Raw genomic sequence first — 26476 nt, 5'->3', positions numbered from 1 at the left:
GCGGGCTGGGCATGCGCCGCATCCGGCACATCCATTTCGTGGGCGTCGGCGGCGCCGGCATGTGCGGCATCGCCGAGGTGCTGGCCAACCAGGGCTACACGGTCAGCGGCAGCGACCTGCGCGAATCGCCGGTGCTCACCCGGTTGCGGCAGTGCGGCATCACGGTGGCCATCGGCCACGGCGAGGAGAACGTCGCCGGGGCCGATGTGCTGGTCGTCTCCACCGCGGTGGACGAGACCAATCCCGAGATCCGCTGGGCCCACGAGCACCGCGTGCCGGTGGTGCGCCGCGCCGAGATGCTCGCCGAGCTGATGCGCTTTCGCCACGGCATTGCCGTGGCCGGCACCCACGGCAAGACCACCACCACCAGCCTGACCGCGACCCTGCTCGGCGAGGGCGGCCTCGACCCGACCTTCGTGATCGGCGGCCGGCTGACCAGCGCCGGCACCAACGCGCGCCTGGGGGAGGGCGACTACCTGGTGGCCGAGGCCGACGAGTCCGATGCCTCCTTCCTGCACCTGCAGCCCATGGTCGCCATCGTCACCAATATCGATGCGGACCACATGGCCACCTACGGGGGGGACTTCGAGAAGCTCAAGGCGACCTTCCTCGAGTTCCTGCACAACCTGCCGTTCTACGGCATGGCGATCCTCTGCCTGGATGACCCCAACGTGCGCGGACTGCTCGACCGGGTGCATCGCCAGTTCGTCACCTACGGCTTCAGCGAGGATGCCGACTACCGCATCGAGGGGTTCGTCCAGGCCGCAGGCGAGGTGCATTTCACCGCGCGCCGCCCGGCGGGCCTGGCCCCCCTCGAGGTGCGCCTGGCCATGCCCGGGCGCCACAACGCCCTCAATGCCCTGGCGGCCATCGCGGTGGCCAGCGATGCCGGCGTCGACGACGCCGCCATCCTGCGTGGTCTGTCCAGCTTCCAGGGGGTGGGGCGACGCTTCCAGGTGCATGGCCATTTCCCGGCCCCCCAGGGGGCCGGCGAGGTGATGCTGGTGGATGACTACGGGCACCATCCCCGCGAGGTGGAGATGGTGATCCAGGCGGTCCGCGCCGGCTGGCCCGAGCGGCGGTTGGTGATGGTCTACCAGCCCCATCGCTTCACCCGGACCCGTGACCTCTACGAGGACTTCGTGCGCGTGCTGGCCGGCGTCGATACCCTGCTGCTGCTGGACGTCTACAGCGCCGGCGAGGCGCCGATCCCCGGGGCCGAGGGGCGCACCCTGGCGGGGTCGATCCGCCAGCGCGGCGAGGTGGACCCGATCTTCGTCCAGCACAAGAGCGAGCTGCCGGGACTGCTGGCGAGGGTGTTGCGCCCCGACGACATCCTGATCACCCAGGGCGCCGGCGACGTGGGCGGGATCGCCCTGAGCCTGGCCGAGGCGGCCCTGAAGCTCGACGAGGTGACCCTATGAGCCTGGTGAATGACCTGGGCCGCGTGGCCGTGATCTACGGCGGTCACTCCGCTGAACGCGAGGTCTCCCTGAAGAGCGGCGCCGCCGTGCTGGCGGCACTGCAGCGGGCCGGGGTCGACGCCATCGGCTATGACCCCGCCGATGGCGGGCTGGTGGGGCTCGAGGCGCTGGCGCCGGACCGCGTGTTCATCGCCCTGCACGGCCGGGGCGGCGAGGATGGCACCCTGCAGGGGGCGCTGGAGCTGCTGGGCATCCCCTACACCGGCAGCGGCGTGCTGGCCTCGGCGCTGGGCATGGACAAGCAGCGCACCAAGCTGGTCTGGCAGGCGCTGGGTCTGCCCACGCCCGAGTCCGTCATGCTCGGCCCCGACGCCGACTGGCAGGCGGTGGCCGAGCGCCTGGGCCTGCCGCTGATCGTCAAGCCGGTCCACGAGGGCTCCACCCTGGGCATCAGCATCGTCGACAGCGCCGAGGCGCTGGCCGCGGCCTATCGCGAGGCGGCCCGCTTTGATGCCCGGGTGATGGCCGAGCGCTTCATCCAGGGGGAGGAGTACACGGTGTCGCTGCTCGGCGACGAGGTGCTGCCGGCGATCCGCGTCGAGGTGCCGGGCGGCTTCTACGACTACGACGCCAAGTACCTCTCCAACGACACCCGCTATCACCTGCCCTGCGGCCTCCCGGCCGCCGACGAGGCCATGCTGGCCGAGCTGAGTCGCGAGGCCTTCCTGGCCATCGGCGCCGAGGGCTGGGGCCGGGTCGACGTGATGCGTGACGGCGAGGGTCGCTTCTGGCTGATCGAGGTCAACACCTCCCCCGGGATGACCGATCACAGCCTGGTCCCGCAGTCGGCGGCCCATGCGGGCATCGACTTCGAGGCCCTGGTGCTGCGCATCCTCGCCACCACCCTGGCGCCCCGCGAGGCATGAGCCGGCGCGGGGGGCTGATGGGCGTGCTGCTGCTGGCGCTGCTGGTGGGGGCCGGCGGACGGGCGCTCTGGCTGTGGCTCGACCGGCCCATCGAGCGGGTGTCGATCCGGGGCGAGCTGACCCACGTCAGCGCCGACTACCTGCGCAGCCAGCTGGCGCCGCTGATCCAGGGCGAGACCTGGCTGGCTGTCAGCCTCGCCGGGCTGCGCGACGAGGCCCTGGCCATCGACTGGCTCGCCGAGGTGCGCGTCAGCCGCGAGTGGCCCAATGCCCTGACCTTCGAGCTGGTGGAGCAGGTACCGGTGGCACGCTGGAATGACGACCAGCTGCTCAATCCCGAGGGTGAACCCTTCGCCTTCGGGCCGGTGTCGCCACCGGGCGACCTGCCGGACCTCGCCGGCCCGCCGGGCAGCGGGGCCGAGGTGCTGGCCTACCATGAACGCCTGGCCGCACGGTTCGCCGAGTTGGGGCTGTCGATGACCCAGCTGCGACTCGAGCCGCGCGGCGCCTGGCGCTTCCAGCTCGACGATGGCGTCTGGGTGATGCTTGGCCGCAACGACCGGGAAGCCCGGCTGTCTCGTCTCTCCGCCGCCTGGCAGCGTCAGCTCGGTTCCCAGGCGTCGCATATCCGCTACATCGACCTTCGATACCCCAACGGGGTGGCCGTGGCCTGGCACGGAGAAACCGAGCCCCTGGAGGATGACTCCGCGAAAGAAGGCTGAGGCCTTTTTTCGCGGGGAGGCGCGTCTCTCAGGGCATCGGCCTGTTTCTTTCGTGACAAAATCACCGTATCGTGAAGAGTGTTTTCCTTCCCGGGGTGGAGGATCAACCGAAGTTGTTCCTATAATTGGCTCCAGGTTCATTTCTTGTTTTGCAGGTCCGCCAAGCGGGCCAGGTTCGAGGAGACTCCCCGACTCATGGCAGGTCCATCCAATGCGTCCAATATGGTAGTCGGGCTGGATATCGGAACGTCCAAGGTCGTGGCGATCGTGGGTCAGCCCACCGACGATGGCAGCATCGAGATCGCCGGTATCGGCTCGCATCCTTCCCGCGGCATGAAGAAGGGAGTGGTGATCAACATCGAGTCCACGGTGCAGTCCATACAGCGCGCCGTGGAAGAGGCCGAGTTGATGGCCGGCTGTGATATCCACTCGGTCTATGTCGGCGTGGCCGGCAGCCACATCAGCTCCATGAATTCCGATGGCGTGGTGGCGATCAAGGAGCGTGAGGTCACCCCCTCCGACATCGATCGCGTCATCGATTCGGCCCGGGCCCGGGCCATCTCCGAGGGACAGCGGGTACTGCATGTGCTGCCCCAGGAGTTTGCCATCGACACCCAGGGGGGCATCCGTGAACCCCTCGGGATGTCCGGCGTCAGGCTCGAGGCCCGCGTGCACCTGGTGACCGCGGCCCTCAATGCCGTGCAGAACATCGAGAAGTGCGTGCGCCGCTGCGGTCTCGAGGTCGACGCCATCATCCTCGAGCAGCTCGCCTCGAGCATGTCGGTACTCACCGAGGACGAACGCGAGCTGGGCGTCTGCATGGTCGACATCGGTGGCGGCACCACCGACATCGCGGTCTTCACCGAGGGGGCCATTCGCCACACGGCGGTGATTCCCATCGCCGGTGACCAGGTCACCAACGACATCGCCATGGCCCTGCGCACGCCGACCCAGCATGCCGAGGAGATCAAGGTCAAGTATGCCTGCGCCCTCACCCAGCTGGCCGCCAGCGACGAGCTGATCAAGGTCCCCAGTGTCGGCGACCGCCCCGCCCGTGACCTCTCGCGCCAGTCCCTGGCCGAGGTGGTCGAGCCCCGCTACGAGGAGCTCTTCACCCTGGTCCGCGACGAGCTGCGCCGCAGCGGTTACGAGGACCTGGTGGCCGCCGGGGTGGTCCTGACCGGGGGGACCTCGCGGATGGAGGGGGTGGTGGAACTGGCCGAGGAGATCTTCCACATGCCGGTGCGCATCGCCTGCCCGCAGAACGTCAGGGGCCTGGCCGATGTGGTCCGCAACCCGATTTATTCGACCGGCGTCGGTTTGCTACATTACGCTTTGCAGGAGGCCCGGCAGGGGCACGGTCGACAGCAGGCACAGGGCAGCGTGATGCCGGTTCAGCCGAGGCGCGAAGACGCCTCCCGGCGCGGCTTCAGGGAAGGCATCCCGGCGCTGGATAGGCTGAAGGGCTGGTTGAAAGGAAATTTCTGACAGGATCGCCAGCGGCGGTCCAGGAGACGGGGCAAATGTTTGAACTGGTAGATAGCGCACCCTCAAGCAGCGCGGTCATCAAGGTGATCGGCGTCGGCGGCGGCGGCGGCAACGCCGTCAACCACATGGTCGAGAGCAGCATCGAGGGCGTGGAGTTCATCTGCGCCAATACCGATGCCCAGGCCCTCAAGCGAGTCGCGGCCAAGACCGTGCTCCAACTCGGCAGCGAGATCACCAAGGGGCTCGGTGCCGGTGCCAATCCCGAGGTGGGCCGCCAGGCCGCCATGGAGGATCGCGAGCGCATCGCCGAGCTGCTCAACGGTGCCGACATGGTGTTCATCACCGCGGGCATGGGCGGCGGCACCGGCACCGGGGGCGCCCCGGTGGTGGCCCAGGTGGCCAAGGAGCTGGGCATCCTCACCGTGGCCGTGGTCACCCGTCCCTTCCCCTTCGAGGGGCCCAAGCGCATGCGCGCGGCCGAGGAGGGCATGAAGGAGCTCTCCGAGCACGTCGATTCCCTGATCACCATCCCCAACGAGAAGCTGCTCTCGGTGCTCGGCAAGAGCGCCAGCCTGCTGACCGCCTTCAGCGCCGCCAACGACGTGCTGCTGGGGGCGGTGCAGGGGATCGCCGAGCTGATCACCAGCCCGGGCATCATCAACGTCGACTTCGCCGACGTGCGCACCGTGATGTCCGAGATGGGCATGGCGATGATGGGCACCGGCGGTGCCACCGGCGAGAACCGGGCCCGGGAGGCCGCCGAGAAGGCGATCCGCAGTCCGCTGCTGGAGGACATCGACCTCCACGGCGCCCGGGGCATCCTGGTCAACATCACCGCGGGCCCCGACCTCTCCATCGGCGAATTCAACGACGTGGGCGCCACCGTCCAGGAGTTCGCCTCCCAGGACGCCACCATCGTGGTCGGTACCTCCATCGACATGGAGATGACCGACGAGCTGCGGGTCACCGTGGTGGCCGCGGGCCTCGACGGCCGTCAGCAGCAGAAGTCGGCCGCCCGCGAGGGTGTGAAGCGCGCCGAGGGCGGCAGCGACTACCGCCAGCGCCAGGCGCAGCCGGCCATGCGCCAGCAGGCCGCCCGCGCCGCCGCCGAGCCGGAGGAAGCCGCCAAGCCCCGAGCCGAGAAGCGCCGCTCCCAGGAGCTCGACGACTACCTCGACATCCCGGCCTTCCTGCGCCGTCAGGCCGATTGAGGCGTGCTATCGAGCCAGTAGGTCACGCCGGGCGAGGTTTCTTTGTTGAAACACTCGTTCGGTGTTATAGTGAACGGTGTTTGATAACCGATAAACAGCCTGGCCACCGCTCATGATCAGACAACGCACCCTGAAGAACGTCATCCGCGCCACTGGCGTCGGCCTGCACTCCGGCAAGAAGGTCTACATGACCCTGCGCCCGGCCCCCGTGGATACCGGCATCGTCTTCGTGCGTACCGATCTCGATCCCGAGGTGCAGATTCCGGCCCGTGCCGAGTACGTCACCGACACGACCCTGTGCACCGCGCTGACCCGCGACGGGGCCAAGGTTGCCACCGTCGAGCACCTGATGTCGGCCCTCGCCGGCCTGGGCATCGACAATGCCTATGTCGACCTGAGCGCCCCCGAGGTGCCGATCATGGACGGCAGTGCCGGCCCCTTCGTGTTCCTGATCCAGTCGGCCGGCATCAGCGAGCAGAATGCCCCGAAGAAGTTCATTCGCATCAAGCGCGAGGTCGTGGTGCGCGACGGCGACAAGGAGGCGATCTTCCTGCCGCATCGGGGCTTCAAGGTCTCCTTCGCCATCGACTTCGACCACCCGGTCTTCGAGGACCAGAAGCAGACCGCGGTGGTGGACTTCTCCACGACCTCCTTCGTCAAGGAGGTTTCGCGGGCGCGCACCTTCGGCTTCATGCGGGACCTGGAGTACCTGCGCTCCAACAACCTGGCCCTGGGCGGCAGCCTCGACAACGCGATCGTGGTGGACGACTACCGCATCGTCAATGAGGGCGGGCTGCGCTACGACGACGAGTTCGTCAAGCACAAGGTGCTGGACGCCATCGGCGACCTCTACCAGCTCGGCCACAGCCTGATCGGCGAGTTCCGTGGCGTGAAGTCCGGCCATGCGCTCAACAACCAGCTGTGTCGTGCCTTGATGGCCCAGCCCGAGGCCTTCGAGCTGGTCACCTTCGAGGACGAGGCCGAGATCGCCCCGATCTCCTATGCGGCGCCGGCCATGGCCTGACGCCGTCCTCGAGCCAGGCATCGACGACGCCGCCCCCGGCACGGGGCGGCGTCGTCGTGTCAGGGCTCAGTGGCGCTCGGCATGGGAGGCGAGGCGCTCCAGCGCGCGCTTCAGCCGCGGATCCTCCACGTCGGCGGCACAGCTGGCCAGCTCGTCGGCGGCGTGCAGGGGGAGGTCGCGCACCTGGCGCAGGGGCGCCTTGACCGGGCGCACCGGGCGCACCTTGAACTGGAAGCCGTTGACTGCCTCGAAGCCGGGCAACTGGTGCAGCAGGCCGAGCAGCCGACGCTGCTCGTAGCGCAGCCAGGTCAGCCATACGGCCCGGTCGGTGATCAGGGTGAGTCGCCCGTCACGGAAGCCGCCCACGTGGAGGTGCTCGCGCACCTCCACGGGCAGGTGGTCGCGCAGGTGCTGCTGGGCGCGCTCGATCATCCTGGCCGTGCGCATCAGCGACCCGAGCTCGCCGCGACCCTCTAGGAGTCGGGACATGGACTGGGCTCGCGCGCGCTTAACCTTTATACTCATTGGCTTGTTTCTCGGGGCTTTCGCCTGGATTCGGCTCGGCCGGAGCCGGCATGGGCCTTGCCTTCTGGATCGAAAGCCTAGCACGCTCGGGAGTCCCTCGACAGCCATGCCCTGTGCCCCCCTCGACCGCCCGCTGGCCGATGCGCCCGGTGCCCCGTCGCAGCGCTCGACGCCGCGCCGGCCGGCGCGCTGGTGGCTGGCCGGGCTGCTGGTGGGTTGCCTGCTGCCGGCCGGCCTGGCCCACGCCGATGGGCTGCGCCATGCCGAGCGGATCGTGCAGATCTGCATTCTTGCCCCGGCGCTCATCCGCGCGAGCTCGCGCCTCCAGGCACGCCGGCGCGCCCTGGTGCGCTGGCCTGTCGAGCCCGTCCGCCTGGCGCCCCCCGCGCGCCTTCCCTTCCTGCCGTGGCCGCAGCGGCGGGCCACGGCCGCCCACGACGTGCTTACGCGTCGTGGCCCCCCTGCGTGGGCACGCTGAGCCATCCCCGAACTGAACGGCCGGCCGCCGCGGGCGCCGGCACGATGCCACACGCAGAAACTGGACCTTTCATGATCAACTCCCTGTTACGCAAGGTCGTCGGCTCCAAGAACGACCGTGAAGTCAAGCGCATGGGCCGCCAGGTCGACCGGGTCACGGCGCTGGAGAGCGAGCTCGAGGCGCTGGACGACGCTACCCTGCAGGCGCGCACCGCCGACTTCCGCGGCCGCCTGGAGGCCGGTGAGCCCCTCGACGGCCTGCTTCCCGAGGCCTTCGCCACCGTCCGCGAGGCCGGCAAGCGGGTGATGGGCATGCGCCACTTCGACGTGCAGATGGTCGGCGGCATGACGCTGCACAATGGCCGCATCGCCGAGATGAAGACCGGCGAGGGCAAGACCCTGGTGGCGACGCTCGCCGTCTACCTCAATGCCCTGCCGGGCAAGGGTGTCCACGTGGTCACGGTCAACGACTACCTGGCCCGTCGCGACGCCGAGTGGATGCGTCCCCTGTACGAGTTCCTCGGGCTCTCGGTGGGCATCATCTTCTCCGGCCAGACCTCCGAGGAGAAGCGCGCGGCCTACGCCTGCGACATCACCTACGGCACCAACAACGAGTTCGGCTTCGACTACCTGCGCGACAACATGGCCTTCTCCCTGGAGGACAAGGTGCAGCGCGGGCTCCACTACGCCATCGTCGACGAGGTGGACTCGATCCTGATCGACGAGGCGCGCACCCCGCTGATCATCTCCGGGGCCGTGGACGAGAACACCGAGCTCTACCGGGTGGTGGACCGCCTCGCCGCCGATCTCGAGAGGTGCAGCGACGAGGAGGATCCGGCCAGCGGTGACTTCCTGCTTGACGAGAAGCACAAGCAGGTAGAGATCACCGAGACCGGCCACAACAAGGTCGAGGAGCTGATGCGCGGCGAGGGGCTGCTGGGCGACGAGGAGTCCCTCTACGCGGCCCAGAACCTCAACCTGCTGCACCACATGCACTCCGCGCTGCGCGCCCGCCACCTCTACCATCGGGACGTGGACTACATCGTCGCCGACGGCCAGGTGGTGATCGTCGACGAGCACACCGGCCGCACCATGCCGGGTCGCCGCTGGTCCGAGGGGCTCCACCAGGCGGTGGAGGCCAAGGAGGGCGTGACGGTCCAGCGCGAGAGCCAGACCCTGGCTTCGACCACCTTCCAGAACTACTTCCGCCTCTACGACAAGCTGGCCGGGATGACCGGCACCGCCGACACCGAGGCCTTCGAGTTCCGCCAGATCTACGGCCTCGACGTGGTGGTGATCCCCACCAACAAGCCGCTGGTCCGCCGTGACCTCAACGACCTGGTCTACCTCACCGCCGAGGAGAAGTTCGAGGCGATCATCAAGGACGTCCAGGCCGAGACCGAGGCCGGACGCCCGGTGCTGGTGGGGACCGCGTCCATCGAGACCTCGGAGTACCTGGCCAACCTGATGAAGCGGGCCGGGATGACCTTCAACGTGCTCAACGCCAAGCAGCACCAGAGCGAGGCGGAGATCATCGCCCAGGCCGGTCGCCCCGGGGCGATCACCATCGCCACCAACATGGCCGGCCGCGGTACCGACATCGTGCTGGGCGGCAACTGGGAGGCCGAGGCGGCCAAGCTGGACAACCCCGGCCCCGAGCAGATCGAGCGCCTCAAGGCCGAGTGGCAGGCGCGCCACGAGGCGGTGCTGGCCGCCGGGGGCCTGCACGTGGTCGGCTCCGAGCGTCACGAGTCGCGGCGCATCGACAACCAGCTGCGCGGCCGGGCCGGCCGCCAGGGGGACCCGGGCTCGACGCGCTTCTTCCTGTCGCTGGAGGACAGCCTGATGCGGCTGTTCGGCTCCGACCGGGTGCAGCGCATGATGAAGGCGCTGGGCCTGGAGCACGGCGAGGCGATCGAGCACAAGATGGTCTCCAACGCCGTGGAGCGGGCCCAGAAGAAGGTCGAGAGCCGCAACTTCGACATCCGCAAGCAGCTGCTCGAGTACGACGACGTGGCCAACGACCAGCGGCGGGTGATCTACGAGCAGCGCAACGAGATCCTCGCTGCCGAGGACGTCTCCGACGCCGTGATGGGCATCCGCGAGGAGGTCCTCGACCTGGCCATCAGCGACTACGTGCCCCCCCAGAGCCTGCCCGAGCAGTGGGACCTCGCGGGGCTGCAGGACCACCTCAAGGCCGAGTTCCACCTGGAGGCGCCGGTGGTGCAGTGGGCCGAGGAGGACGAGCGCTTCCACGAGGAGCAGCTGCGTGAGCGCCTTCAGGCGATGCACCGCGAGACTTACCAGGCCAAGGTGGAGGAGGCCGGTGCCGAGCTGATGCGCCGCTTCGAGAAGCAGGTGATGCTGCAGGTGCTCGACACTCGCTGGAAGGAGCACCTGCAGTCCATGGACCACCTGCGGCGCGGCATCCACCTGCGCGGCTATGCCCAGAAGAACCCCAAGCAGGAGTACAAGCGCGAGTCCTTCGAGCTCTTCCAGAGCCTGCTGGCCAACATCAAGTCCGATGTGACCCGCATCCTGAGCCATGTGCAGGTGCGGCGTCCCGAGGAGGTCGAGGAGCTCGAGCGCCAGCGGCGCGAGGCGCTGGAGCGCGAGAAGGCCAGCGCGGCGAGCCGCCACGACGAGCCCGCGGCGGCCGTCGGCGACACCGGCAACGAGGCGGCGGTACCGCCCGGCGCCGATGGCCGGCCGGTGCGCCGCGAGGGGCCCAAGGTGGGGCGCAATGATCCCTGCCCCTGCGGCTCCGGCAAGAAGTACAAGCAGTGCTGCGGCAAGCTGAGCTGAACACGGCGCACGCCAACCAGACAGGAGACGAGACGATGGCAGTGGGTGACGCGAGCTTTCCGGCGATGCCGGTGATCGAGGGGCTGCGCCTGGGCTCCGCCATGGCCGGCATCAAGAAGCCCGGCCGGCGCGACCTGGTGGTGATCGAGATACCCGAGGGTGCCAGGGTGGCGGGCAGCTTCACCCGCAACGCCTTCTGCGCGGCCCCGGTGACGGTGGCCCGCGAGCACCAGGCGGCCTGCGTGGCCCGGGGCGAGGGGGCGCGCTACCTGGTAGTCAATACCGGCAATGCCAACGCCGGCACCGGCGAGGTGGGCCTGCGTGACGCCCGGGCCACCTGTGCCGAGCTGGCGCGGCTGGCCGGGGTGGGGGAGCATGCCGTGCTGCCGTTCTCCACCGGCGTCATCGGCGAGCCGCTGCCCATGGACCGGCTGGTCGCCGGCCTGCCGGCGGCACTCCAGGCCCTGGACGACGGCCCCGAGGCGTGGCGGCTGGCCGGCGAGGGCATCCTGACCACCGATACCCGCCCCAAGGGCGCCAGCGTGACCCTGACCCTGGGCGACGAGACCGTGACCATCAACGGCATCAGCAAGGGCTCGGGGATGATCCAGCCCAACATGGCCACCATGCTGGCGTTCGTGGCCACCGATGCCACTATCGAGCAGGGGGTGCTCGACGCCCTGCTGCGCGAGACCGTCGACCGCTCCTTCAACTGCATCACGGTGGACGGCGACACCTCCACCAACGACGCCTGCATGCTGATCAGCACCGGCCGCGGGCCGGTCATCGCCGGGGAGGAGTCCCTGACGGTGTTCCGCAACGGGCTGCAGCGGGTGATGACCGAGCTGGCCCAGGCGATCATCCGCGACGGCGAGGGGGCGACCAAGTTCGTCACCCTGCAGGTCAACGCGGCGGCCAGTCGCCGCGAGGCGCTGGACGTGGCCTTCACCGTGGCCCACTCGCCGCTGGTCAAGACCGCCCTGTACGCCTCGGACGCCAACTGGGGGCGCATCCTGGCCGCGGTGGGGCGTGCCCCGGTGGCGGACTTCGATGTGTCCCGGGTGACCATCGACCTCGGTGAGGTTCGCCTGGTGGAAGGGGGCGGCCGGGCGCCCGGCTATACCGAGGAGGCGGGCAGCGCCGTGATGGCTCGCGAGGAGATCGTCATCCGCATCGACCTGGCGCGGGGCGAGGAGAGTGCCACGGTGTGGACCTCGGACCTCTCCCACGAGTACGTGACCATCAACGCCGACTATCGCAGCTGATCGGGTGGCGGAGGCCGCCCATCGCCAGACAGAGAACCCCGCGCCGTCGGGCGCGGGCCAGTGGGAAAGGTGAATGAACGCAATGGTGAAGAGAAGGGTGCACGTGGCGGCCGCCGCCATCATCAGCGCCGACGGCCGCGAGGTGCTTATCGCGCGCCGGCCGTCCAATGTCGATCACGGCGGCCTGTGGGAGTTTCCCGGGGGCAAGCTGGCCCCCTACGAGACGGGCCTGGGCGGCCTCAAGCGCGAGCTCCACGAGGAGCTGGGCGTGGAGATCCAGCGCGCCCAGCCGCTGATCCGCATCCATCACGAGTATCCCGACAAGCACATCCTGCTTGATGTCTGGCAGGTCCACGACTTCTCCGGCGAGCCCTTCGGCCGCGAGGGGCAGGCGGTGCGCTGGGTGCCGATGAAGGAGCTGGTCAACTACCCGTTCCCGGCGGCCAACCTGCCGATCCTGAGAGCGGTGATGCTGCCCACCGAGTACCTGATCACTGCCGAGGAAGCGGATGAGGGCCTGTTCGCCCAGCGCCTGGAGCGTGCCCTGGTGGAGGATGGTGTGCGCCTGGTGCAGCTGCGTGCCAAGTCGCTGGACGAGGCGGCGTATGTCGCCCGGGCGGAGGCCTCGCTGGCGCTGTGTCGGCAGCATGGCGCGCGCCTGCTGCTCAACGGCGAGCCTGCGCTGCTGGAGCGGGTAGAGGCCGACGGCATCCACCTGACCAGCGACCGGCTGATGTCGCTGGAGCGCCGGCCCATCGCCGAGGGCAAGTGGCTCTCCGCCTCGACCCACGACCGGGCCCAGCTGGTGCAGGCCGGCCGCCTGGGCTGTGATTTCGTGACCCTCTCGCCGCTGCGCACCACCCCGTCGCACCCGGAGGTGCCGCCCATGGGCTGGCATGACTTCCAGGAGCTGGTCGAGCGAGCCGCCATGCCGGTCTTCGCGCTGGGCGGGATGACCCGCTTCGATGCCAATCATGCCCGTGCCGTGGGCGCCCAGGGGATCGCCTCGATCCGCGATTTCTGGAAGTAGATCAGCGCCGAGCGCCCGGCGCCTAGCTGCTCAATGACGGGCGGGAAGTGTCGAGGCTGATAAACAGAAACCCCGTCAGTGCTAATGAACTGACGGGGTTTCTTCGTTGATACCAGAAATGCCGATGACATCATCCTGCTAGGCGCTAGGCGCTAGGCGCTAGGCGCTAGGCGCTAGGCGCTAGGCGCTAGGCGCTGTCAGTCCCGATAGCGCCGCGTGAGATCCCCGTAGGCGTCGATGCGGCGGTCCCGGAGGTACGGCCAGATGCGCCGGACCTGCTCGCCGCGGTCCATGTCCAGGGTCACCAGCAGGCGTTCGGCCTGGACCCCGGCGTGGGCCAGCAGCTCCCCCTGGGGGCCGCAGATGAAGCTGCCGCCCCAGAAGTCGATGCCGCGGCCCACGCCGGAGTGGTCCGGCTCGTGGCCGACCCGGTTGGCGACGATGACCGGCAGCCCGTTGGCCACGCCATGGCTGCGCTGGATCAGCGTCCAGGCGTCCTTCTGGCGCGTCTTCTCGGCATCGTCGTCCGCCGGGTCCCAGCCGATGGCGGTGGGGTAGAGCAGCAGCTCCGCCCCGGCCAGCGCCATCAGCCGCGCCCCCTCAGGATACCACTGGTCCCAGCACACCAGCAGCCCGAGCCGGCCCACCGAGGTGTCGATGGGCGCAAAGCCCTGGCCGCGGGCCTCGTCGGCATCCCCGGGGGTGAAGTAGAACTTCTCGTAGAAGCCGGGATCGTCGGGGATGTGCATCTTGCGGTAGTGGCCCACCGCGCCAAGCTGGCGGTCGTAGACTACCGCGGTGTTGTGGTAGAGGCCCGGCGCGCGACGTTCGAACAGCGAGCCCACCAGCACGATGTCGAGCTCCGCGGCCAGCGCCGCCAGGCGCGTGCCGGTGGGGCCGTCCAGGGGCTCGGCCAGGTCGAACAGCTCGGTGTCCTCGTACTGGCAGAAGTAGTGGGTGGCATGCAGCTCCTGGAGCATGACCAGCTCGGCGCCGGCGGCGGCCAGCTCGCGGATGCCGGCCTCGCTCTCGGCGAGGCTGCGGGCCTTGTCGGGCCAGGCGGGCTGCTGGACCAGGCCGACCTTCAGATGGCGGGACATGATGAAATCTCCTCGTGTGTCTCTTCTCGGAGGCGGGTCCGGCGACAGGTCTCGGCGGGGGCGCTGTGAATACTTCCCTGTACGCTACCTTTTCCTTCCCTGGAAAAGGACCCCCGCGACGACCTGTCCCCGGCGCCTCTTGCTTCAGGTGGCGGCCGTCTTCTCGATGGCCAGGCTGCCCTCAGGCAGCTGCATGGTCAGGCAGTGCAGGCTGCCGTGCTGGCGGATCACGCTCAGGCAGTCGATGGGGATGATATCGCGCCCCGGGAAGGCGCCGGCCAGGGCGGTGAGCGCCCGGGTGTCGGCGGCGTCGCCGTAGGTGGGCACCAGCACGGCGCCGTTGATGATCAGGAAGTTGGCATAGGTGGCCGGCAGGCGGTGGCCGTCCACCGGGTCGAGGCAGGGCCTCGGCCAGGGCAGCGGCACCAGCCGGTAGGGCTCGCCGTCGATGCGGCGCAGCGTCCGGAGCTCGGCCTCCATGGCGGAGAGCGCCGGGAAGTGCGGGTCATGCGGGTCGTCGCAGCGCACAAAGGCGATGGTGCCCGGGTCGCAGAAGCGCGCCAGGGTGTCCACATGGCTGTCGGTGTCGTCGCCTTCCAGGTGGCCGTGGGCCAGCCACAGCACCCGGGTGACCCCGAAGTCCTCGTGCAGCCAGTCCTCCACCGCCTGGCGGTCCAGGCCGGGATTGCGGTTGGGGTTGAGCAGGCACGCCTCGGTGGTCAGCAGGGTGCCCTCGCCGTCGCTCTCGATGGCGCCGCCCTCCAGCACCAGGCCGCGCTCGCTCACCGGGCAGGCATAGAGGCCGGCCTCCGCCAGGCGACGAGTCAGGGTGTTGTCCCGGCCGGCGGGAAACTTGCCGCCCCAGCCGGTGAAGACGTAGTCATGCAGGCGCAGCGCGCCGTTCTCCTCCACGGCCAGCGGGCCGTGGTCGCGGGCCCAGGTGTCATCGGCCGGTGCCACCACCAGATGCAGCCGCTCGCCGGGCACGCCCAGGTGGGCGAAGCGGCCGGCCAGGTGGGTGCGGGTAGCGGTGTCGGGGACGCTGACCAGCACCGCCTGGTAGCGGGTGATGGCGACCACCATGGCCTCGAGGGTAGCCTCGATGCGCTCGAGCATGGGGGCCCAGTCGCTCTCGGGGCCGGGCCAGGTGAGCTGGACGGCGTCCTGGGGATGCCATTCGGGGAGCAGGCGGATGGCCATCGTGCGGGGCCTCGTGGTGGCATGGGTGTGGTCGCGAATGTAGGGGGCAACGGCACGGGATGCAATAGCCGGTCTGCTCCGCTCGCCACGGGGTGCTTTTCCGTTCCGGTGGCAATGGTATCCTTGTGGGACCGCCGACCGACTCCCCGGTCGCTAAGGAGCTGCATGCGCCCCCTCACTCCCTTGTCGCTTGTTGCCGCCTGCAGCCTGCTGCTGGCCGGTTGCGCCGGGCTGCCGGATGGCCAGGATGTCCTCTCCACTTCCAGCGAGTGGCTGTCCCGCTCGGGCGAGGTGATCAGCACCCAGGGGCAGCGGCTGGCCCGCCTCGCCGGCGGGCCGGAGGACGAGCCCCTCGACGAGGCAGAGCAGGAGGCCGAGGTGGAGGCGCTGCTGGCCCAGCCCTGGATCGACCCGCTGACCCGCTTCCTCGAGGCCCACGGCGACGATCCCCGCTACGCCGACCAGCTGGTCACGCTCTCCCGCGAGCGGGACCGGCGCTGTGCCGAGGTGGCCAAGCGCTACCGCGAACGGCCGGCCACGCGGGAGCACCTGGACCGCTACCGTCGCGGCTACCTCTACTCCTGCCCGGCCGACGTCAACGCCTTCTTCGCGCGGGTCAGGGAGCGAGAGGCGTCGACCGCCATGGCCGCCCCGACGCCCCCGCCCGCCGAGTCGGCACCGGCCCCGCGAGTCGCGGAGGAGGCCGATGTCGAGCAGGCGGTGGACCGCCGCCAGGCCAACGACTGCTACCTCTACTTCACCATCCGCAATTTCCAGCAGGCGCGTGAGGCGTGCGCCGGTCCCGCCGAGCAGGGCGATGCCCGGGCCCAGCATCACATGGGTAGCCTGGAGGAACTCGATGGCGACACCGCGTCGGCAATACGCTGGTTCCGGCGCGCCGCGGACAACGGCGACGAGCGAGCGGCCACCCGCCTCGAGGCCCTCGCCGAGGCGGCCGACGGCGATGATCTCGAGGCCTCGCCATGAGGCCTCCCGGCGCCGGGCTGGCCGGGCGCCACGTCATCATGCTGCTGTTGGCCCTGCTGGTGGCGCTCTTCCTCGGCGGCATGTGGCTGCTATCCAGCCTCAACCTGCGCATCGCCGAGTCCTCCCTGGCCGAACTGCGCGAGCGCCAGATCCTCGAGACCTTCCAGGCCAATCGGGGGCGCATCGATGACCACCACCGGCGCATGGAGCAGAACACCCGGGACCTGGCGCGGACCGGCGAGTTACTGGTGGCACTGGACGGCGGGCGCGAGGCCGTCGAGGCGGCCCTGCGCCAGGCGCTGGTCGACTTTCCCGATGCCCAGGGGGTGACCCTGTGGCTCACCGACCCGTCATTGACGCTGGGCGTGCATGCCTGGCGGGAGGGCGAGACGCTGCGCGTCGAGCCGCTGGAGGCCGGCTGGAGCGAGGCGGACTGGCTGCGGCGTCGCCTGGACGCCTGGCGGGAGGGCGCTCCGGCCATTCACTGGACCGCCGCCTACTTCAAGTCGCGCATCGACGACGTGGTGGTCAGCGTCGGTGTCCCGATGATCGACGCCGAGGGGCGCCTGCTGGGCATGGCGGCCAGCGACTGGGTGGCCGGTGACATCATCGGCCTGGTCAGCGACGTGGACGTGACCCCGAGCGCCTTCGCCTTCCTGGTGGACCGCGAGAACCGCAACCTCTCGAGCCTGGCCTGGGCGGAGGACCAGGCCCGTGCCCAGCCGCTGATCGAGGCGATCATCGACCTGGAGCTGCATCGCGACGGCACGGACGCGCAGGCGCGACGCTCCCTGGCCCTGGAGGGCGAGGCCTGGACGCTGCTGCATGCCAATACCCGAGCCGGCATGGTGTTCGGCATCGGCGTGCCCCAGGCCGAGATCGACGCGGTGCTGGTGCCCATGCGCCAGGCCAACCTGCGCATCATGTCCGCCGTCGGCGCGGGCGTGTTGCTGCTGGCGGTGGTGATCCTGCTGCGCGTGGCCGGCATGCTGCGCCGGCTGCGTACCCTCTATACCGATCCGCTCACCGGCCTGCCCAACCGGGCCCGGCTGCTGGCCGACCTCGAGGAGCAGCGTCCGGGGGCGCTGGTGCTGGTCAACGTCGATGGCTTCAAGCAGTTCAACGGGGTGTTCGGCCACGAGTGCGGCGACCAGGTGATCCGCCACATGGTCGCCCGGCTCGAGGCGCTGCTGGCGCTGCCCGAGTGGCGCGGCAGCCGGCTCTACCGCATGCCCGCCGACGAGCAGGCGATCTGGCTGCCGGGGCGCCTCCCGCCGGAAGCGCTGCCGGAGCGCCTGCAGGCGCTCCAGTCGGCAGTGGGGAGCACCCGGCTCATCTGGCGGGGCCAGGAGCTGCCGCTGCATGCCACCCTGGGGCTGGCCGCCAGCTGGCAACTGGGGGAGGGGGGGCGCGAGGGGCTGCTCAGCGCCGCCGGCATGGCACTGCGCCAGGCGCGGGAGCAGCAGCTGGGCTATCGGATCCACGACCCCGCGAGTCGCATGCGCGAGGGCTACGAGCAGAACCTGGCCTGGGCCAACCGGCTGACGGCGGCCCTGGAGGAGGGGCGGATCGTCGCCTACTTCCAGCCGATCCTCGACCTGGCCAGCGGCCGAGTCGCCAAGCACGAGTGCCTGATGCGCCTGATCGATGAGGCCGGCGAGCCGGTGGGCCCCGGCCAGTTCCTGGAGGTAGCCCGGCGCAGCCGGCTGCACCGGCGGTTGACGCTGACCATGGTCGAGCGCTGCCTTGAGGCCATGCGCGACAGCGACGGGGCCTTCTCCCTCAACCTCTCCGTCGAGGATCTGCTGGACCCCGAGATCAGCGAACCGCTGCTCGCCCGGGTGGCCGAGAGCGGCCTCGGCGAGCTGCTGATCCTCGAACTCCTCGAGTCGGAGGGCATCGAGGACTATGCGGCGGTCGGCGCCGTCATCGCCCGGGCCCGGGCGCTGGGCGTGGGCATCGCCATCGATGACTTCGGCACCGGCTACGCCAACTTCGAGCACCTGCTGCGCCTGGACGTCGACCTGCTGAAGATCGACGGTAGCCTGATCCGCCATCTGGACCGCGACCCGGGCGCCCTGACCCTGACCCGGGGCATCGTGCGTTTCGCCCGGGAGCTGGGCCTGCAGACGGTGGCCGAGTTCGTCCACAGCCCCGAGGTGCTGGCCCTGGTGCGCGAGCTGGGCATCGACCATGCCCAGGGGGCCTGCATCGGCATGCCGGCGCCGAGGCCGCTGCGCACGTCACCCCTGGCCTGAGTCGCCAGGGTGCAAATCCGCGGCAAGGCGCGGCCACCCCGATGCAGCGGCGCACGAAAAGCCTTACCATGGGCGCCCGCCGACAAGGAACGCCACCATGCTCGACCGACTGCCCTTCCTGATCGGGTTGCGCTATGTGCGCGCCAAGCGCCGCAACCACTTCATCTCCTTCATCTCCCTGACCTCCATGCTGGGCCTCATGCTGGGCGTGGCCGTGCTGATCCTCGTGCTCTCCGTGATGAACGGCTTCGACCACGAGCTGCGCACGCGGATCCTGGGCATGGTGCCCCACGCCAAGGTGGAGTCGCGCACCGGCATGGTGGAGTGGGAGTCGCTGGCCGAACGCCTGATGGAGCGCGAGCGGGTCATCGGCGCGGCGCCCTACGTGGAGCAGCAGGGCATGTTCTCGGTGGGCGGGCGCAACCAGGGCGCCATGGTCAACGGCATCCACCCGGAGTGGGAGGATCGCGTCTCGATCATCGGTCGCCACATGCAGCAGGGCAGCCTGGCCGACCTGGAACCCGGCGAATGGAACATCGTGCTCGGCTCGATCCTGGCCCGACGGCTCGGGGTCGACGTGGGCGACCGGGTGACCCTGCTGGTCCCCGAGGCCTCGATCACCCCCGCCGGGGTCTTCCCGCGCCTGAAACGCTTCACGGTGAGCGGTATCTTCAACGTCGGCGCCGACCTCGACGCCGGCCTGGCCTATGCCAATATCGAGGACATGCAGACCCTGGCGCGCCTGGGCGATGCCGTGGGCGGCCTGCGCCTGGAACTCGACGACCTCTTCATGGCCGGCAGCGAGACCCGAGCGATCATCGACGAGCTGGGCCCCGGCTATCGCGGCGTCGACTGGACCTTCTCCCACGGCAACCTCTTCCAGGCGATCCAGATGGAGAAGCGCATGATCGCGCTGCTGCTCACGGTGATCATCGCCGTGGCCGCCTTCAACATCGTCTCGACCCTGGTGATGGTGGTCACCGACAAGCATGCCGATATCGCCATCCTGCGCACCATCGGGGCCACGCCGCGGTCGATCATGGGCATCTTCATCGTCCAGGGGCTGGCCATCGGGGTGATCGGCATCCTGGTCGGGGTGGGGCTGGGCGTGCTGCTGGCCCTGACCATCTCCGACATCATCGACGGGGTCGAGAGCCTGTTCGGCATCCAGTTCCTCGATGCCGGGGTCTACTTCATCAGCAACCTGCCCTCGCGGCTCGACTGGACGGATGTGCGCGACATCGTCACGGCCGCGCTGGGCCTGACCTTCCTGTCGACCCTCTACCCCGCCTGGCGCGCGGCGCGCGTCCAGCCGGCCGAGGTGCTGCGCTATGAGTGAGCCGAGCATGGACACGACACGCAACGAGGAGCGCCCGATGGAGCGCACCGCCGGCCAGCCGATGCTGGAGTGCCACGACCTGACCCGGATCTACCGCGAGGGGCCCCAGGACATCACCGTGCTCGACGGCCTGGCGCTGAAGGTGCATGCCGGGGAGCGGGTGGCCATCGTCGGCAGCTCCGGCTCCGGCAAGACCACGCTGCTCAACCTGCTGGGCGGGCTCGACCGGCCCAGCCGGGGCGAGGTGAGGATCGCCGGCGAGTCGCTGCTGGCGCTGGGCGAGGCGGCGCTGGGACGCTTCCGCAATCGCCATATCGGCTTCGTCTACCAGTTCCACCACCTGCTGGCCGAGTTCACCGCGCTGGAGAATGCGGCCCTGCCGCTGATCGTGCGCGGGCTGAGCAAGAAGGCCGCCGAGGTGCGGGCCCGCGAACTGCTGGACAAGGTCGGCATGGCGGCGCGCGCCGACCACAAGCCCGGCGAGCTCTCGGGGGGAGAGCGCCAGCGGGTGGCCATCGCCCGCGCCCTGGTCACCGACCCGAGCCTGGTGCTGATGGATGAGCCCACCGGCAACCTGGACCAGCACACCGCGGCCAGCATCCTCGCGCTGATGGACGACCTGGCCCGCAACGCCGCCTGCGCCTTCGTGGTGGTGACCCACGACCCCGCACTGGCGGCCCACCAGGACCGGGTGATGCGCCTCGACGAGGGCCGGCTCGCCGCCCAGCCTCGCGAGGCGGCGAGCGAGCGCTGAGGCGCGACGTACCCTGCAAGGAACGCGGCCGGTGCCCTCGGGCACCGGCCGCGTGCGTTGTCGCTCAGGGTGCCTCTCGGCCCCGGCGCCGGCGGCGTCGCCGGGCACGCTGCTTCCAGCTCCGCGAGACCTGCCAGCGCCACAGCAGGCGGATCACCACGTTGCCGACGATCGCCAGCAGTACGGCAGTGACCACCGAGCCCACCGCCAGGGCCGGCAGGATGTCGGCCATCTGCTCGGCGATCCAGCGGGTGGACAGGCGCTCCGGGGCCTCCCGGGCAGGGGTGTCCATCAGCCAGGCGCCGAGGCGATAGTTGCCGTAGAAGATGATCGGCATGGTCAGCGGGTTGGTGATCCACACCAGGCCCACCGAGAGCGGCAGGTTGCAGCGGGCCAGCCAGGCGCCGAAGGCCGCCACCACCATCTGGAAGGGGATCGGCAGCATGGCGCTGAACAGCCCCACCGAGAAGGCGTTGGCCACGCTGCGGCGCGACAGGACCCACAGGGCGGGATTGCCGATCAGGTGACCCATGAAACGCAGCGAGCGCTGGCGCCTGAGCGTGTCGGGGTGGGGCATGTAGCGCTGGAGGAAGCGGCGCGGCATGACGTCTGGCTCGCGGCATCGTGATGGGGGCTATTATCCATACAAGCCATGTCACCTGCCATGCCGCCGCTTCCACGGAATCGCGCTGTCGCCGCGGTCACCGGGGCGGGGCGGAGCACCATCCGGGAGCAACGGAATGCCGCTTGGACTGGCCATTCCCCTGGCGCTGGCCGTGCTGTTCGGCGTGGCGCTGGGGAGCCAAGCCCCGCCGGGCCTGGGGGAGGGACTCGGCCTCGCCGTGCTGTGGGCAATGGCCGGGCGACGGTGGCTCTGGCTGCTGCCGCTGGGGGCCATGGCCGCGGTGGCCGTCGTGGTGCTGCTGGCAAAGGGCGCGGACCTCCCCGCGGGACTGGTGCGCGAGGACCTGGCCGTGGAGGGACGGCTGCTCGAGGTGTCGCCGGAGGCGCGCCTCACCCGCCTGACCCTGGCCGTCGAGAGCTGTGCCCCACTGGTCGAGGGCCGGCTGCCCTGCGACGCCCTGCGGCGGGTTCGGCTGAGCGCCTACGAGGCGCCGGCGATGCAGCCCGGCGAGCGCTGGTCTCTGGTCGTGCGCCTGCGCCCGCCGTCCGGCCTGGCCAACCCCGACACCTTCGATTACCGTGCCTGGCTCTGGCGGGAGGGGATCCAGGCCGCCGGCTACGTGCGGCGCGATCCGCCGCCACGGCGGCTGGCGCCGCCGGGGGTCTCCCTGCGCCGCCCGGCGCTGGCCCATCTCGATACCCGCGACCTTCCACCGCGCCACGCCCGCTGGCTGGCGGCCCTGACCCTCGGGGCAAGCGAGCGCCTGACCCCCGACGACTGGGCGCTGCTCAATGCCAGCGGTACCACGCACCTGATGGTGATTTCGGGGCTCCACGTGGGGCTGGTGGCGACCTTCGTGCTGCTGCTGGGGCGCGGCGCCGCGCGACTGGCGACGCCGGGGCGATGGCGGCTGGCGGTCTGGCCCTGGTGGCTCGCCGGGGCGGCTGCGGTGGCCTATGCCGGCCTGGCCGGGCTCGAACCACCGGCCATGCGCGCCATGATCATGACCCTGGTGGGGCTCTGGGTGGCCAGCGGCCGGCATGCGCCGGGGCCCTGGCAGGGTTGGTGGCTGGCGCTGGCCCTGGTGCTGCTGGTCGATCCCCGTTCGGCCTGGCGGCCGGGGCTATGGCTCTCCTTCCTGGCGGTGGCGCTGCTGATCCTGATCTGGCAGGGCAGGCCCCGACCGCGCGGTCTGCGCGGCTGGCTTAGGGCCCTGGTGCGCACCCAGCTGCTGCTGGCCCCGCTGATGGCCGCCGCAGTGCTCGTCGCCTTTGCCCGGCTGGCCCCGGCGGCGCCGCTGGTGAACCTCCTGGCCGTGCCGCTGGTGAGCAGCCTGATGGTGCCGCTCGGCCTGCTGGGCTGGCTGAGCGCCCCGCTGGCGCCGCTCTCGACGCTCTGCTGGTGGCTGTTCGGTCGCCTGGTCGAGCTCCTGACCGGGCTGCTCGAGCTGGCGGTCGAGTGGCTGCCGCTATGGCTGCCGTCCCCCGACCAGGTGACGCCGCTGGCCCTGGCGCTGGGGCTCATGGCGCTGCTCTGGGCCCTGCCGGGACTGGCCCTGGCGCTGCGCCTGGTCGGTTCCCTGGTGCTGCTGGCGGTGCCGGCGATCACCACGCCCCCGCCCGAGCTGGCGCCCGGCGAGCTGCGGGTGCGGATCCATGACGTTGGCCAGGGGCAGCTGATCGAGCTGCGTACCGCCGGCTACCGGGCGCTCTATGACGCCGGGCCGCGCTTCGGCTCTGGCTTCACGCCCCTCGAGACCCTCTGGCCGCCCGGCCAGCGGTTCGACCGGGTGATCGTCAGTCACGCTGATCTGGACCATGCCGGCGGGGTAGGGGCGCTGGTCGACCGGCACCGGGTCGGAGACGTCCTGGCGCCCCCCGGCGAGACGCTTGACGTGGCCTTCACGCCCTGCCGGGCGGGTGACGCCTGGGAGCGCGACGGGGTGCGCTTTCGCTTCCTGTGGCCGCCGGCCGACACCGCCGGCCTATCCAGCAACGACCGCTCCTGCGTGCTCGAGGCCAGTGCCGGCGGCCAGCGGCTGCTGGTCACCGGCGACGTCGGGCGCGAGGTGGAACGCGCCTTCCTGCTCGAGGCCGAGGCGCCGCTGGCGGCGCTGGTGGCCGGCCACCACGGCAGCCGCACCAGCTCCGGGCCGCAGCTTGTCCAGCGCCTGGCGCCGCAGCACGTGGTCTTCAGCGCGGGGCGTCACAATCCCTTCGGCCACCCGGATGACGGCGTGGTGCGGCGCTTCCGTGGCGTCGGCAGCTGCCTGTGGAGCACCGCCCATGACGGCGCCGTCACCCTGTGGCTGGGGGATGGCCAGACGGCGAGGGTGCGGGGGGAGCATCCGCTACCCTGGCGGCACGGCGGTGTCGAAGGGGGCTGCCTTGCGTTAGAATCTTCCGAGTAACCGGGCTCGAGAGACCGGGCATCTGCAGGGGGAAGCGCATGGACATGATGGAGGCCCTGATCGCCGGGGGCTGGCTGATGCTGCCGCTGCTCGGCTGCTCGCTGCTGGCCACGGTGATCATCATCGAACGGCTGTGGACCCTGCGCGCCGGGCGCATCGCTCCCATGGGGCTGGGGCAGGAGGTCTGCTCGCTGGTGGCCCGAGGCCAGGTGAACCTCTACTGGCTCGAGAGCCATTCGCCGCTGGGCGGCGTGCTGGCCGCGGGGCTGCGCAATGCCCGGCTGGGCCATGAGCAGGTGAGGGCGCGGCTGCAGGAGGCCGGCACCGCGGTGATCCACGACATGGAGCGCTTCCTCAGCCCGCTGGGCACCATCGCCGCCATTGCCCCGCTAATCGGCCTGCTGGGCACCGTGGTGGGGATGATCGAGGTGTTCTCGGTGATCGTCTCGGGCGACGGGGCCAGCCGCACCGCCGACCTGGCCGGCGGCATCTCCCGCGCCCTGGTCACCACGGCGGCGGGCCTCACCGTGGCGATCCCGGCGCTGATGTTCCATCGCTACTTCCAGCGTCGGGTGGAGGACATCACCGTGCGTATGGAGGAGCAGGCCGGGCAGGTGGTGGAGTTCCTGGCCCACTATCCGGGTGAGCTGACCCTGGCGGAGCGCCATGAGGCCGAGCGCCAGGAGGCCGACGGGCGCATCGCGCCCCGGGTGCGGCAGCCGTGAGGTTGCCTCGCACCCGACGCGATCCGGTGGAGGTGAACCTCACGCCGCTGATCGACGTGGTCTTCCTGCTGCTGATCTTCTTCATGGTCTCGACCACCTTCGAGACCCGCCAGGCCCTGGAGCTGGAGCTTCCCGAGAGCGCCAGCGGGCTGGCCGCGGAGGCATCGCCGGTGACCCTGGTGATCACCGCCGAGGGTCGCTACCGGCTCGGCGAGCGCGACCTCTCCGCCGACGCCCTCGGTGACGCCCTGGCCGCCGAGGCCGAGCAGGCCCGGGAGCACGGCCTGGTGGTGGAGGCCGACGCCCGGGCACGCCACGCCGACGTGGTGCGCGCCCTCGACCAGGCCGGCCTGCAGGGCATCCGCCAGGTGCGCATCGCCACCACCGAGGCTTCATCCACTCAAGCGGAGACACCGTGAACCAGGACGGGACCCCACACCATTCGGGCTGGACGCTCTACCGGCAGCTGCTGGGCTACGTGCGACCGCACTGGCGCTCCTTTGCCCTGGCCATCCTCGGCTATGCCATCTATGCCGCCTCGAGCACCGCCCTGGCGGAGATGATGAAGCGGCTGATCGATGGCATCCAGAACCCCGATGCCAGCTTCCGGCTGTTCCTGCCGCTGTTCGTGGTCGGCATGTTCGCCGCCCGCGGCCTCGGCACCTTCCTCGGCACCTACTACATGAGCAACGTGGCCCGCAACGTGGTCCATGCGCTGCGCTGCAACGTGTTCAACCACATGCTGCACCTGCCGGGTCGCTTCTTCGACACCCACTCCAGCGGCCACCTGATCTCGCGGGTCACCTACCACGTGGAGCAGGTCACCGGCGCGGCCACCAAGGCGATCACCATCCTGCTGCGGGAAGGCCTCTTCGTCATCGGCCTGGTGAGCTACCTGCTGTGGACCAACTGGATGCTGACGCTGCTGTTCCTGGCGGTGACCCCGCTGATCGGCGGCGTGGTCAGCTATGCCAGCAAGCGGTTCCGGCGTATCTCGAGCCGCATCCAGGCCTCCATGGGTGACGTCACCCATGTGGCCTCGGAGGCCCTCTCCGGCTATCGGGTGGTGCGTACCCATGGGGCCGAGGCCTTCGAGAAGGCGCGCTTCGCCGCGGCCAGTGACTACAACCGCCAGCAGAGCATGAAGGAGGCGCTGACCAAGGCCATCAGCACCCCGGTGATCCAGCTGCTGGTGGCGCTCTCCCTGGCCGTGCTGGTGTGGCTGGCCATGTCGCCCGCGCTGATGGCCGACATGACCCCCGGCGAGTTCGTCGGCTTCGTGACCGCCGCCTCGCTGATGGCCAAGCCGGTCCGCCAGCTGACCGAGATCAACAGCGAGATCCAGAAGGGCATCGCCGCGGCCGCCGAGCTGTTCGGCCTGCTCGACGAGCCGCCCGAGCGCGACGAGGGCGCCCGCGAGCCGGGCCGGCTCGCGGGGCGGGTGATCCTGGAGGGCGTGCGCTTCGCCTATGGCGAGGGCCAGCCCGAGGTGCTCAAGGGGATCGACCTCGAGGTGGCGCCGGGGGAGATGGTGGCTATCGTCGGCCGTTCGGGCAGCGGCAAGTCGACCCTGATGGGCCTGCTGCCGCGTTTCTACCGGCCCACCGCCGGCCGCCTGCTGATCGACGGCGTGCCCGTGGAGGAGTACCGCCTGGCCCCGCTGCGTCGCCAGATCGCCCTGGTCTCGCAGCAGGTGACCCTGTTCAACGCCAGCATCGCCGACAACATCGCCTACGGGGAGCCCGATGCCGACCCCGCCGCCATCGAGGCCGCCGCCCGGGCGGCCCATGCCCACGAGTTCATCGACCGCCTGCCCGGGGGCTACGCCACCGTGGTCGGCGACAACGGGGTGATGCTTTCCGGCGGCCAGCGCCAGCGCCTGGCCATCGCCCGCGCGATCTTCAAGGATGCCCCGCTGCTGATCCTCGACGAGGCCACCTCGGCGCTGGATACCGAATCCGAGCGCCATATCCAGGCGGCCCTGGAGGAGGTGTGCCGAGGGCGGACCACCTTCGTGATCGCCCATCGCCTGTCGACCATCGAGCGCGCCGACCGCATCCTGGTGATGGAGCAGGGCGAGATCGTCGAGCAGGGCAGCCACGCCGAGCTGATCGACCGCGACGGGGCCTATGCGGCCCTGCATCGCCTGCAGTTCCAGGAGGCTCCGGTGACATGAGCGGC

Annotated in this window: 22 protein-coding genes; 18 read left to right on the top strand and 4 right to left on the bottom strand. The window is 70.2% G+C overall.

All coding sequences use genetic code 11. The features are described from left to right. Window positions 1-11: 11 nt before the first annotated feature. The 6 genes from murC to lpxC all read left to right on the top strand — a co-directional run bounded on the left by murC (window position 12) and on the right by lpxC (window position 6795). Window positions 12-1424 carry a UDP-N-acetylmuramate--L-alanine ligase gene (gene murC, locus NFC98_RS11640; protein ID WP_254277834.1) on the top strand — a complete coding sequence of 471 codons (1413 nt, stop codon included), beginning with the start codon at window positions 12-14 and terminating at the stop codon, window positions 1422-1424. After that, window positions 1421-2350, top strand: a complete 930-nt coding sequence (locus NFC98_RS11635; protein ID WP_254275141.1) for a D-alanine--D-alanine ligase — start codon at window positions 1421-1423, stop codon at window positions 2348-2350. Before murC ends, NFC98_RS11635 begins: the two co-directional genes overlap by 4 nt. Further along, the gene (locus tag NFC98_RS11630; protein ID WP_254275140.1) at window positions 2347-3072 is read left to right on the top strand and encodes a cell division protein FtsQ/DivIB; all 726 of its coding nucleotides are present in this window, start codon (window positions 2347-2349) and stop codon (window positions 3070-3072) included. Before NFC98_RS11635 ends, NFC98_RS11630 begins: the two co-directional genes overlap by 4 nt. 195 nt (window positions 3073-3267) lie before the next feature. Beyond that, window positions 3268-4560 (top strand): cell division protein FtsA, encoded by a 1293-nt coding sequence (gene ftsA, locus NFC98_RS11625; RefSeq protein ID WP_183330115.1) that lies wholly within the window; start codon window positions 3268-3270, stop codon window positions 4558-4560. A 35-nt stretch (window positions 4561-4595) separates the two neighbouring features. Next, complete coding sequence (ftsZ, locus tag NFC98_RS11620) at window positions 4596-5771, top strand: cell division protein FtsZ (RefSeq protein WP_183330117.1); 1176 nt, start codon at window positions 4596-4598, stop codon at window positions 5769-5771. 112 nt (window positions 5772-5883) lie between these two features. Next, window positions 5884-6795, top strand: a complete 912-nt coding sequence (lpxC, locus tag NFC98_RS11615; RefSeq protein WP_254275139.1) for a UDP-3-O-acyl-N-acetylglucosamine deacetylase — start codon at window positions 5884-5886, stop codon at window positions 6793-6795. A gap of 66 nt (window positions 6796-6861) precedes the next feature. Here the strand turns inward: lpxC and NFC98_RS11610 are convergent, their stop codons facing one another. Next, the gene (locus NFC98_RS11610; RefSeq protein ID WP_254275138.1) at window positions 6862-7284 is read right to left on the bottom strand and encodes a DUF721 domain-containing protein; all 423 of its coding nucleotides are present in this window, start codon (window positions 7282-7284) and stop codon (window positions 6862-6864) included. A 142-nt stretch (window positions 7285-7426) separates the two neighbouring features. On the opposite strand from NFC98_RS11610, the gene NFC98_RS11605 reads away from it, so the two are divergent. From NFC98_RS11605 to NFC98_RS11590, 4 genes are all read left to right on the top strand, one after another. Further along, a complete protein-coding gene (locus NFC98_RS11605) occupies window positions 7427-7798 on the top strand; it encodes a hypothetical protein (protein WP_254275137.1) in 372 nt (123 codons plus the stop codon). Between the two features lie 71 nt (window positions 7799-7869). Then, complete coding sequence (gene secA / locus NFC98_RS11600; protein WP_254275136.1) at window positions 7870-10602, top strand: preprotein translocase subunit SecA; 2733 nt, start codon at window positions 7870-7872, stop codon at window positions 10600-10602. A gap of 35 nt (window positions 10603-10637) precedes the next feature. After that, window positions 10638-11867 carry a bifunctional glutamate N-acetyltransferase/amino-acid acetyltransferase ArgJ gene (argJ, locus tag NFC98_RS11595; protein ID WP_254275135.1) on the top strand — a complete coding sequence of 410 codons (1230 nt, stop codon included), beginning with the start codon at window positions 10638-10640 and terminating at the stop codon, window positions 11865-11867. 82 nt (window positions 11868-11949) lie between these two features. Further along, complete coding sequence (locus NFC98_RS11590; protein WP_254277833.1) at window positions 11950-12897, top strand: Nudix family hydrolase; 948 nt, start codon at window positions 11950-11952, stop codon at window positions 12895-12897. Window positions 12898-13094: 197 nt separating this feature from the next. On the opposite strand, the gene NFC98_RS11585 is transcribed toward NFC98_RS11590, so the two are convergent. Together NFC98_RS11585 and NFC98_RS11580 are read right to left on the bottom strand one after the other, a co-directional pair. Then, window positions 13095-13997: a carbon-nitrogen hydrolase gene (locus NFC98_RS11585; RefSeq protein WP_254275134.1), complete on the bottom strand. Its 903-nt coding sequence runs from the start codon at window positions 13995-13997 to the stop codon at window positions 13095-13097. Between the two features lie 144 nt (window positions 13998-14141). Next, window positions 14142-15197, bottom strand: coding sequence for an agmatine/peptidylarginine deiminase (locus NFC98_RS11580; protein WP_254275133.1), 1056 nt, complete (start codon window positions 15195-15197; stop codon window positions 14142-14144). 165 nt (window positions 15198-15362) lie between these two features. Between NFC98_RS11580 and NFC98_RS11575 the strand changes: the two genes are divergently transcribed. The 4 genes from NFC98_RS11575 to NFC98_RS11560 all read left to right on the top strand — a co-directional run bounded on the left by NFC98_RS11575 (window position 15363) and on the right by NFC98_RS11560 (window position 20535). Beyond that, window positions 15363-16184 (top strand): hypothetical protein, encoded by an 822-nt coding sequence (locus tag NFC98_RS11575; protein ID WP_254275132.1) that lies wholly within the window; start codon window positions 15363-15365, stop codon window positions 16182-16184. Continuing rightward, the gene (locus NFC98_RS11570; protein ID WP_254275131.1) at window positions 16181-18442 is read left to right on the top strand and encodes an EAL domain-containing protein; all 2262 of its coding nucleotides are present in this window, start codon (window positions 16181-16183) and stop codon (window positions 18440-18442) included. Before NFC98_RS11575 ends, NFC98_RS11570 begins: the two co-directional genes overlap by 4 nt. Window positions 18443-18539: 97 nt before the next feature. After that, window positions 18540-19781: a lipoprotein-releasing ABC transporter permease subunit gene (locus NFC98_RS11565; protein WP_254275130.1), complete on the top strand. Its 1242-nt coding sequence runs from the start codon at window positions 18540-18542 to the stop codon at window positions 19779-19781. A gap of 7 nt (window positions 19782-19788) precedes the next feature. Continuing rightward, window positions 19789-20535, top strand: coding sequence for an ABC transporter ATP-binding protein (locus NFC98_RS11560; RefSeq protein WP_254275129.1), 747 nt, complete (start codon window positions 19789-19791; stop codon window positions 20533-20535). A 64-nt stretch (window positions 20536-20599) separates the two neighbouring features. Here NFC98_RS11560 and NFC98_RS11555 read toward each other — a convergent pair whose 3' ends face one another. Further along, the gene (locus tag NFC98_RS11555) at window positions 20600-21139 is read right to left on the bottom strand and encodes a DUF2062 domain-containing protein (protein WP_254275128.1); all 540 of its coding nucleotides are present in this window, start codon (window positions 21137-21139) and stop codon (window positions 20600-20602) included. Window positions 21140-21275: 136 nt separating this feature from the next. Here NFC98_RS11555 and NFC98_RS11550 point away from each other — a divergent pair, with 136 nt between their 5' ends. Genes NFC98_RS11550 through msbA form a run of 4 tightly spaced genes read left to right on the top strand, consistent with a single transcriptional unit; the run spans window position 21276 to window position 26471 of the window. Beyond that, on the top strand, window positions 21276-23570 hold the full coding sequence (locus tag NFC98_RS11550) for a DNA internalization-related competence protein ComEC/Rec2 (protein ID WP_254275127.1): 2295 nt from the start codon (window positions 21276-21278) through the stop codon (window positions 23568-23570). 38 nt (window positions 23571-23608) lie between these two features. Then, the gene (locus NFC98_RS11545) at window positions 23609-24295 is read left to right on the top strand and encodes a MotA/TolQ/ExbB proton channel family protein (protein WP_254275126.1); all 687 of its coding nucleotides are present in this window, start codon (window positions 23609-23611) and stop codon (window positions 24293-24295) included. Then, window positions 24292-24714: a biopolymer transporter ExbD gene (locus NFC98_RS11540; protein ID WP_254275125.1), complete on the top strand. Its 423-nt coding sequence runs from the start codon at window positions 24292-24294 to the stop codon at window positions 24712-24714. The genes NFC98_RS11545 and NFC98_RS11540 overlap by 4 nt, the downstream gene beginning before the upstream one ends. Further along, window positions 24711-26471 (top strand): lipid A export permease/ATP-binding protein MsbA, encoded by a 1761-nt coding sequence (gene msbA / locus NFC98_RS11535; protein ID WP_254275124.1) that lies wholly within the window; start codon window positions 24711-24713, stop codon window positions 26469-26471. The genes NFC98_RS11540 and msbA overlap by 4 nt, the downstream gene beginning before the upstream one ends. Window positions 26472-26476: the final 5 nt, after the last annotated feature.

Origin of the sequence: Halomonas sp. 3H (genome assembly GCF_024206005.1) — a bacterium.
Classification (GTDB): Bacteria; Pseudomonadota; Gammaproteobacteria; order Pseudomonadales; family Halomonadaceae; genus Halomonas; species Halomonas campaniensis.
The sequence above is the reverse complement of the archived record's forward strand: the minus strand, read 5'-3'. Positions and strand labels throughout refer to the sequence as shown.

Bases quoted from the DNA above. Each gene is read 5' to 3' on its own strand.
- secA (WP_254275136.1), top strand. From the start codon at position 7,870: ATGATCAACTCCCTGTTACGCAAGGTCGTCGGCTCCAAGAACGACCGT.
- NFC98_RS11550 (WP_254275127.1), top strand. From the start codon at position 21,276: ATGCCGCTTGGACTGGCCATTCCCCTGGCGCTGGCCGTGCTGTTCGGC.
- NFC98_RS11570 (WP_254275131.1), top strand. From the start codon at position 16,181: ATGAGGCCTCCCGGCGCCGGGCTGGCCGGGCGCCACGTCATCATGCTG.
- NFC98_RS11590 (WP_254277833.1), top strand. From the start codon at position 11,950: ATGGTGAAGAGAAGGGTGCACGTGGCGGCCGCCGCCATCATCAGCGCC.
- ftsA (WP_183330115.1), top strand. From the start codon at position 3,268: ATGGCAGGTCCATCCAATGCGTCCAATATGGTAGTCGGGCTGGATATC.
- NFC98_RS11635 (WP_254275141.1), top strand. From the start codon at position 1,421: ATGAGCCTGGTGAATGACCTGGGCCGCGTGGCCGTGATCTACGGCGGT.
- murC (WP_254277834.1), top strand. From the start codon at position 12: ATGCGCCGCATCCGGCACATCCATTTCGTGGGCGTCGGCGGCGCCGGC.
- NFC98_RS11580 (WP_254275133.1), bottom strand. From the start codon at position 15,197: ATGGCCATCCGCCTGCTCCCCGAATGGCATCCCCAGGACGCCGTCCAG.
- NFC98_RS11585 (WP_254275134.1), bottom strand. From the start codon at position 13,997: ATGTCCCGCCATCTGAAGGTCGGCCTGGTCCAGCAGCCCGCCTGGCCC.
- NFC98_RS11605 (WP_254275137.1), top strand. From the start codon at position 7,427: ATGCCCTGTGCCCCCCTCGACCGCCCGCTGGCCGATGCGCCCGGTGCC.
- NFC98_RS11560 (WP_254275129.1), top strand. From the start codon at position 19,789: ATGGACACGACACGCAACGAGGAGCGCCCGATGGAGCGCACCGCCGGC.
- ftsZ (WP_183330117.1), top strand. From the start codon at position 4,596: ATGTTTGAACTGGTAGATAGCGCACCCTCAAGCAGCGCGGTCATCAAG.
- NFC98_RS11565 (WP_254275130.1), top strand. From the start codon at position 18,540: ATGCTCGACCGACTGCCCTTCCTGATCGGGTTGCGCTATGTGCGCGCC.
- NFC98_RS11610 (WP_254275138.1), bottom strand. From the start codon at position 7,284: ATGTCCCGACTCCTAGAGGGTCGCGGCGAGCTCGGGTCGCTGATGCGC.
- argJ (WP_254275135.1), top strand. From the start codon at position 10,638: ATGGCAGTGGGTGACGCGAGCTTTCCGGCGATGCCGGTGATCGAGGGG.
- NFC98_RS11630 (WP_254275140.1), top strand. From the start codon at position 2,347: ATGAGCCGGCGCGGGGGGCTGATGGGCGTGCTGCTGCTGGCGCTGCTG.
- NFC98_RS11545 (WP_254275126.1), top strand. From the start codon at position 23,609: ATGGACATGATGGAGGCCCTGATCGCCGGGGGCTGGCTGATGCTGCCG.
- NFC98_RS11575 (WP_254275132.1), top strand. From the start codon at position 15,363: ATGCGCCCCCTCACTCCCTTGTCGCTTGTTGCCGCCTGCAGCCTGCTG.
- NFC98_RS11555 (WP_254275128.1), bottom strand. From the start codon at position 21,139: ATGCCGCGCCGCTTCCTCCAGCGCTACATGCCCCACCCCGACACGCTC.
- lpxC (WP_254275139.1), top strand. From the start codon at position 5,884: ATGATCAGACAACGCACCCTGAAGAACGTCATCCGCGCCACTGGCGTC.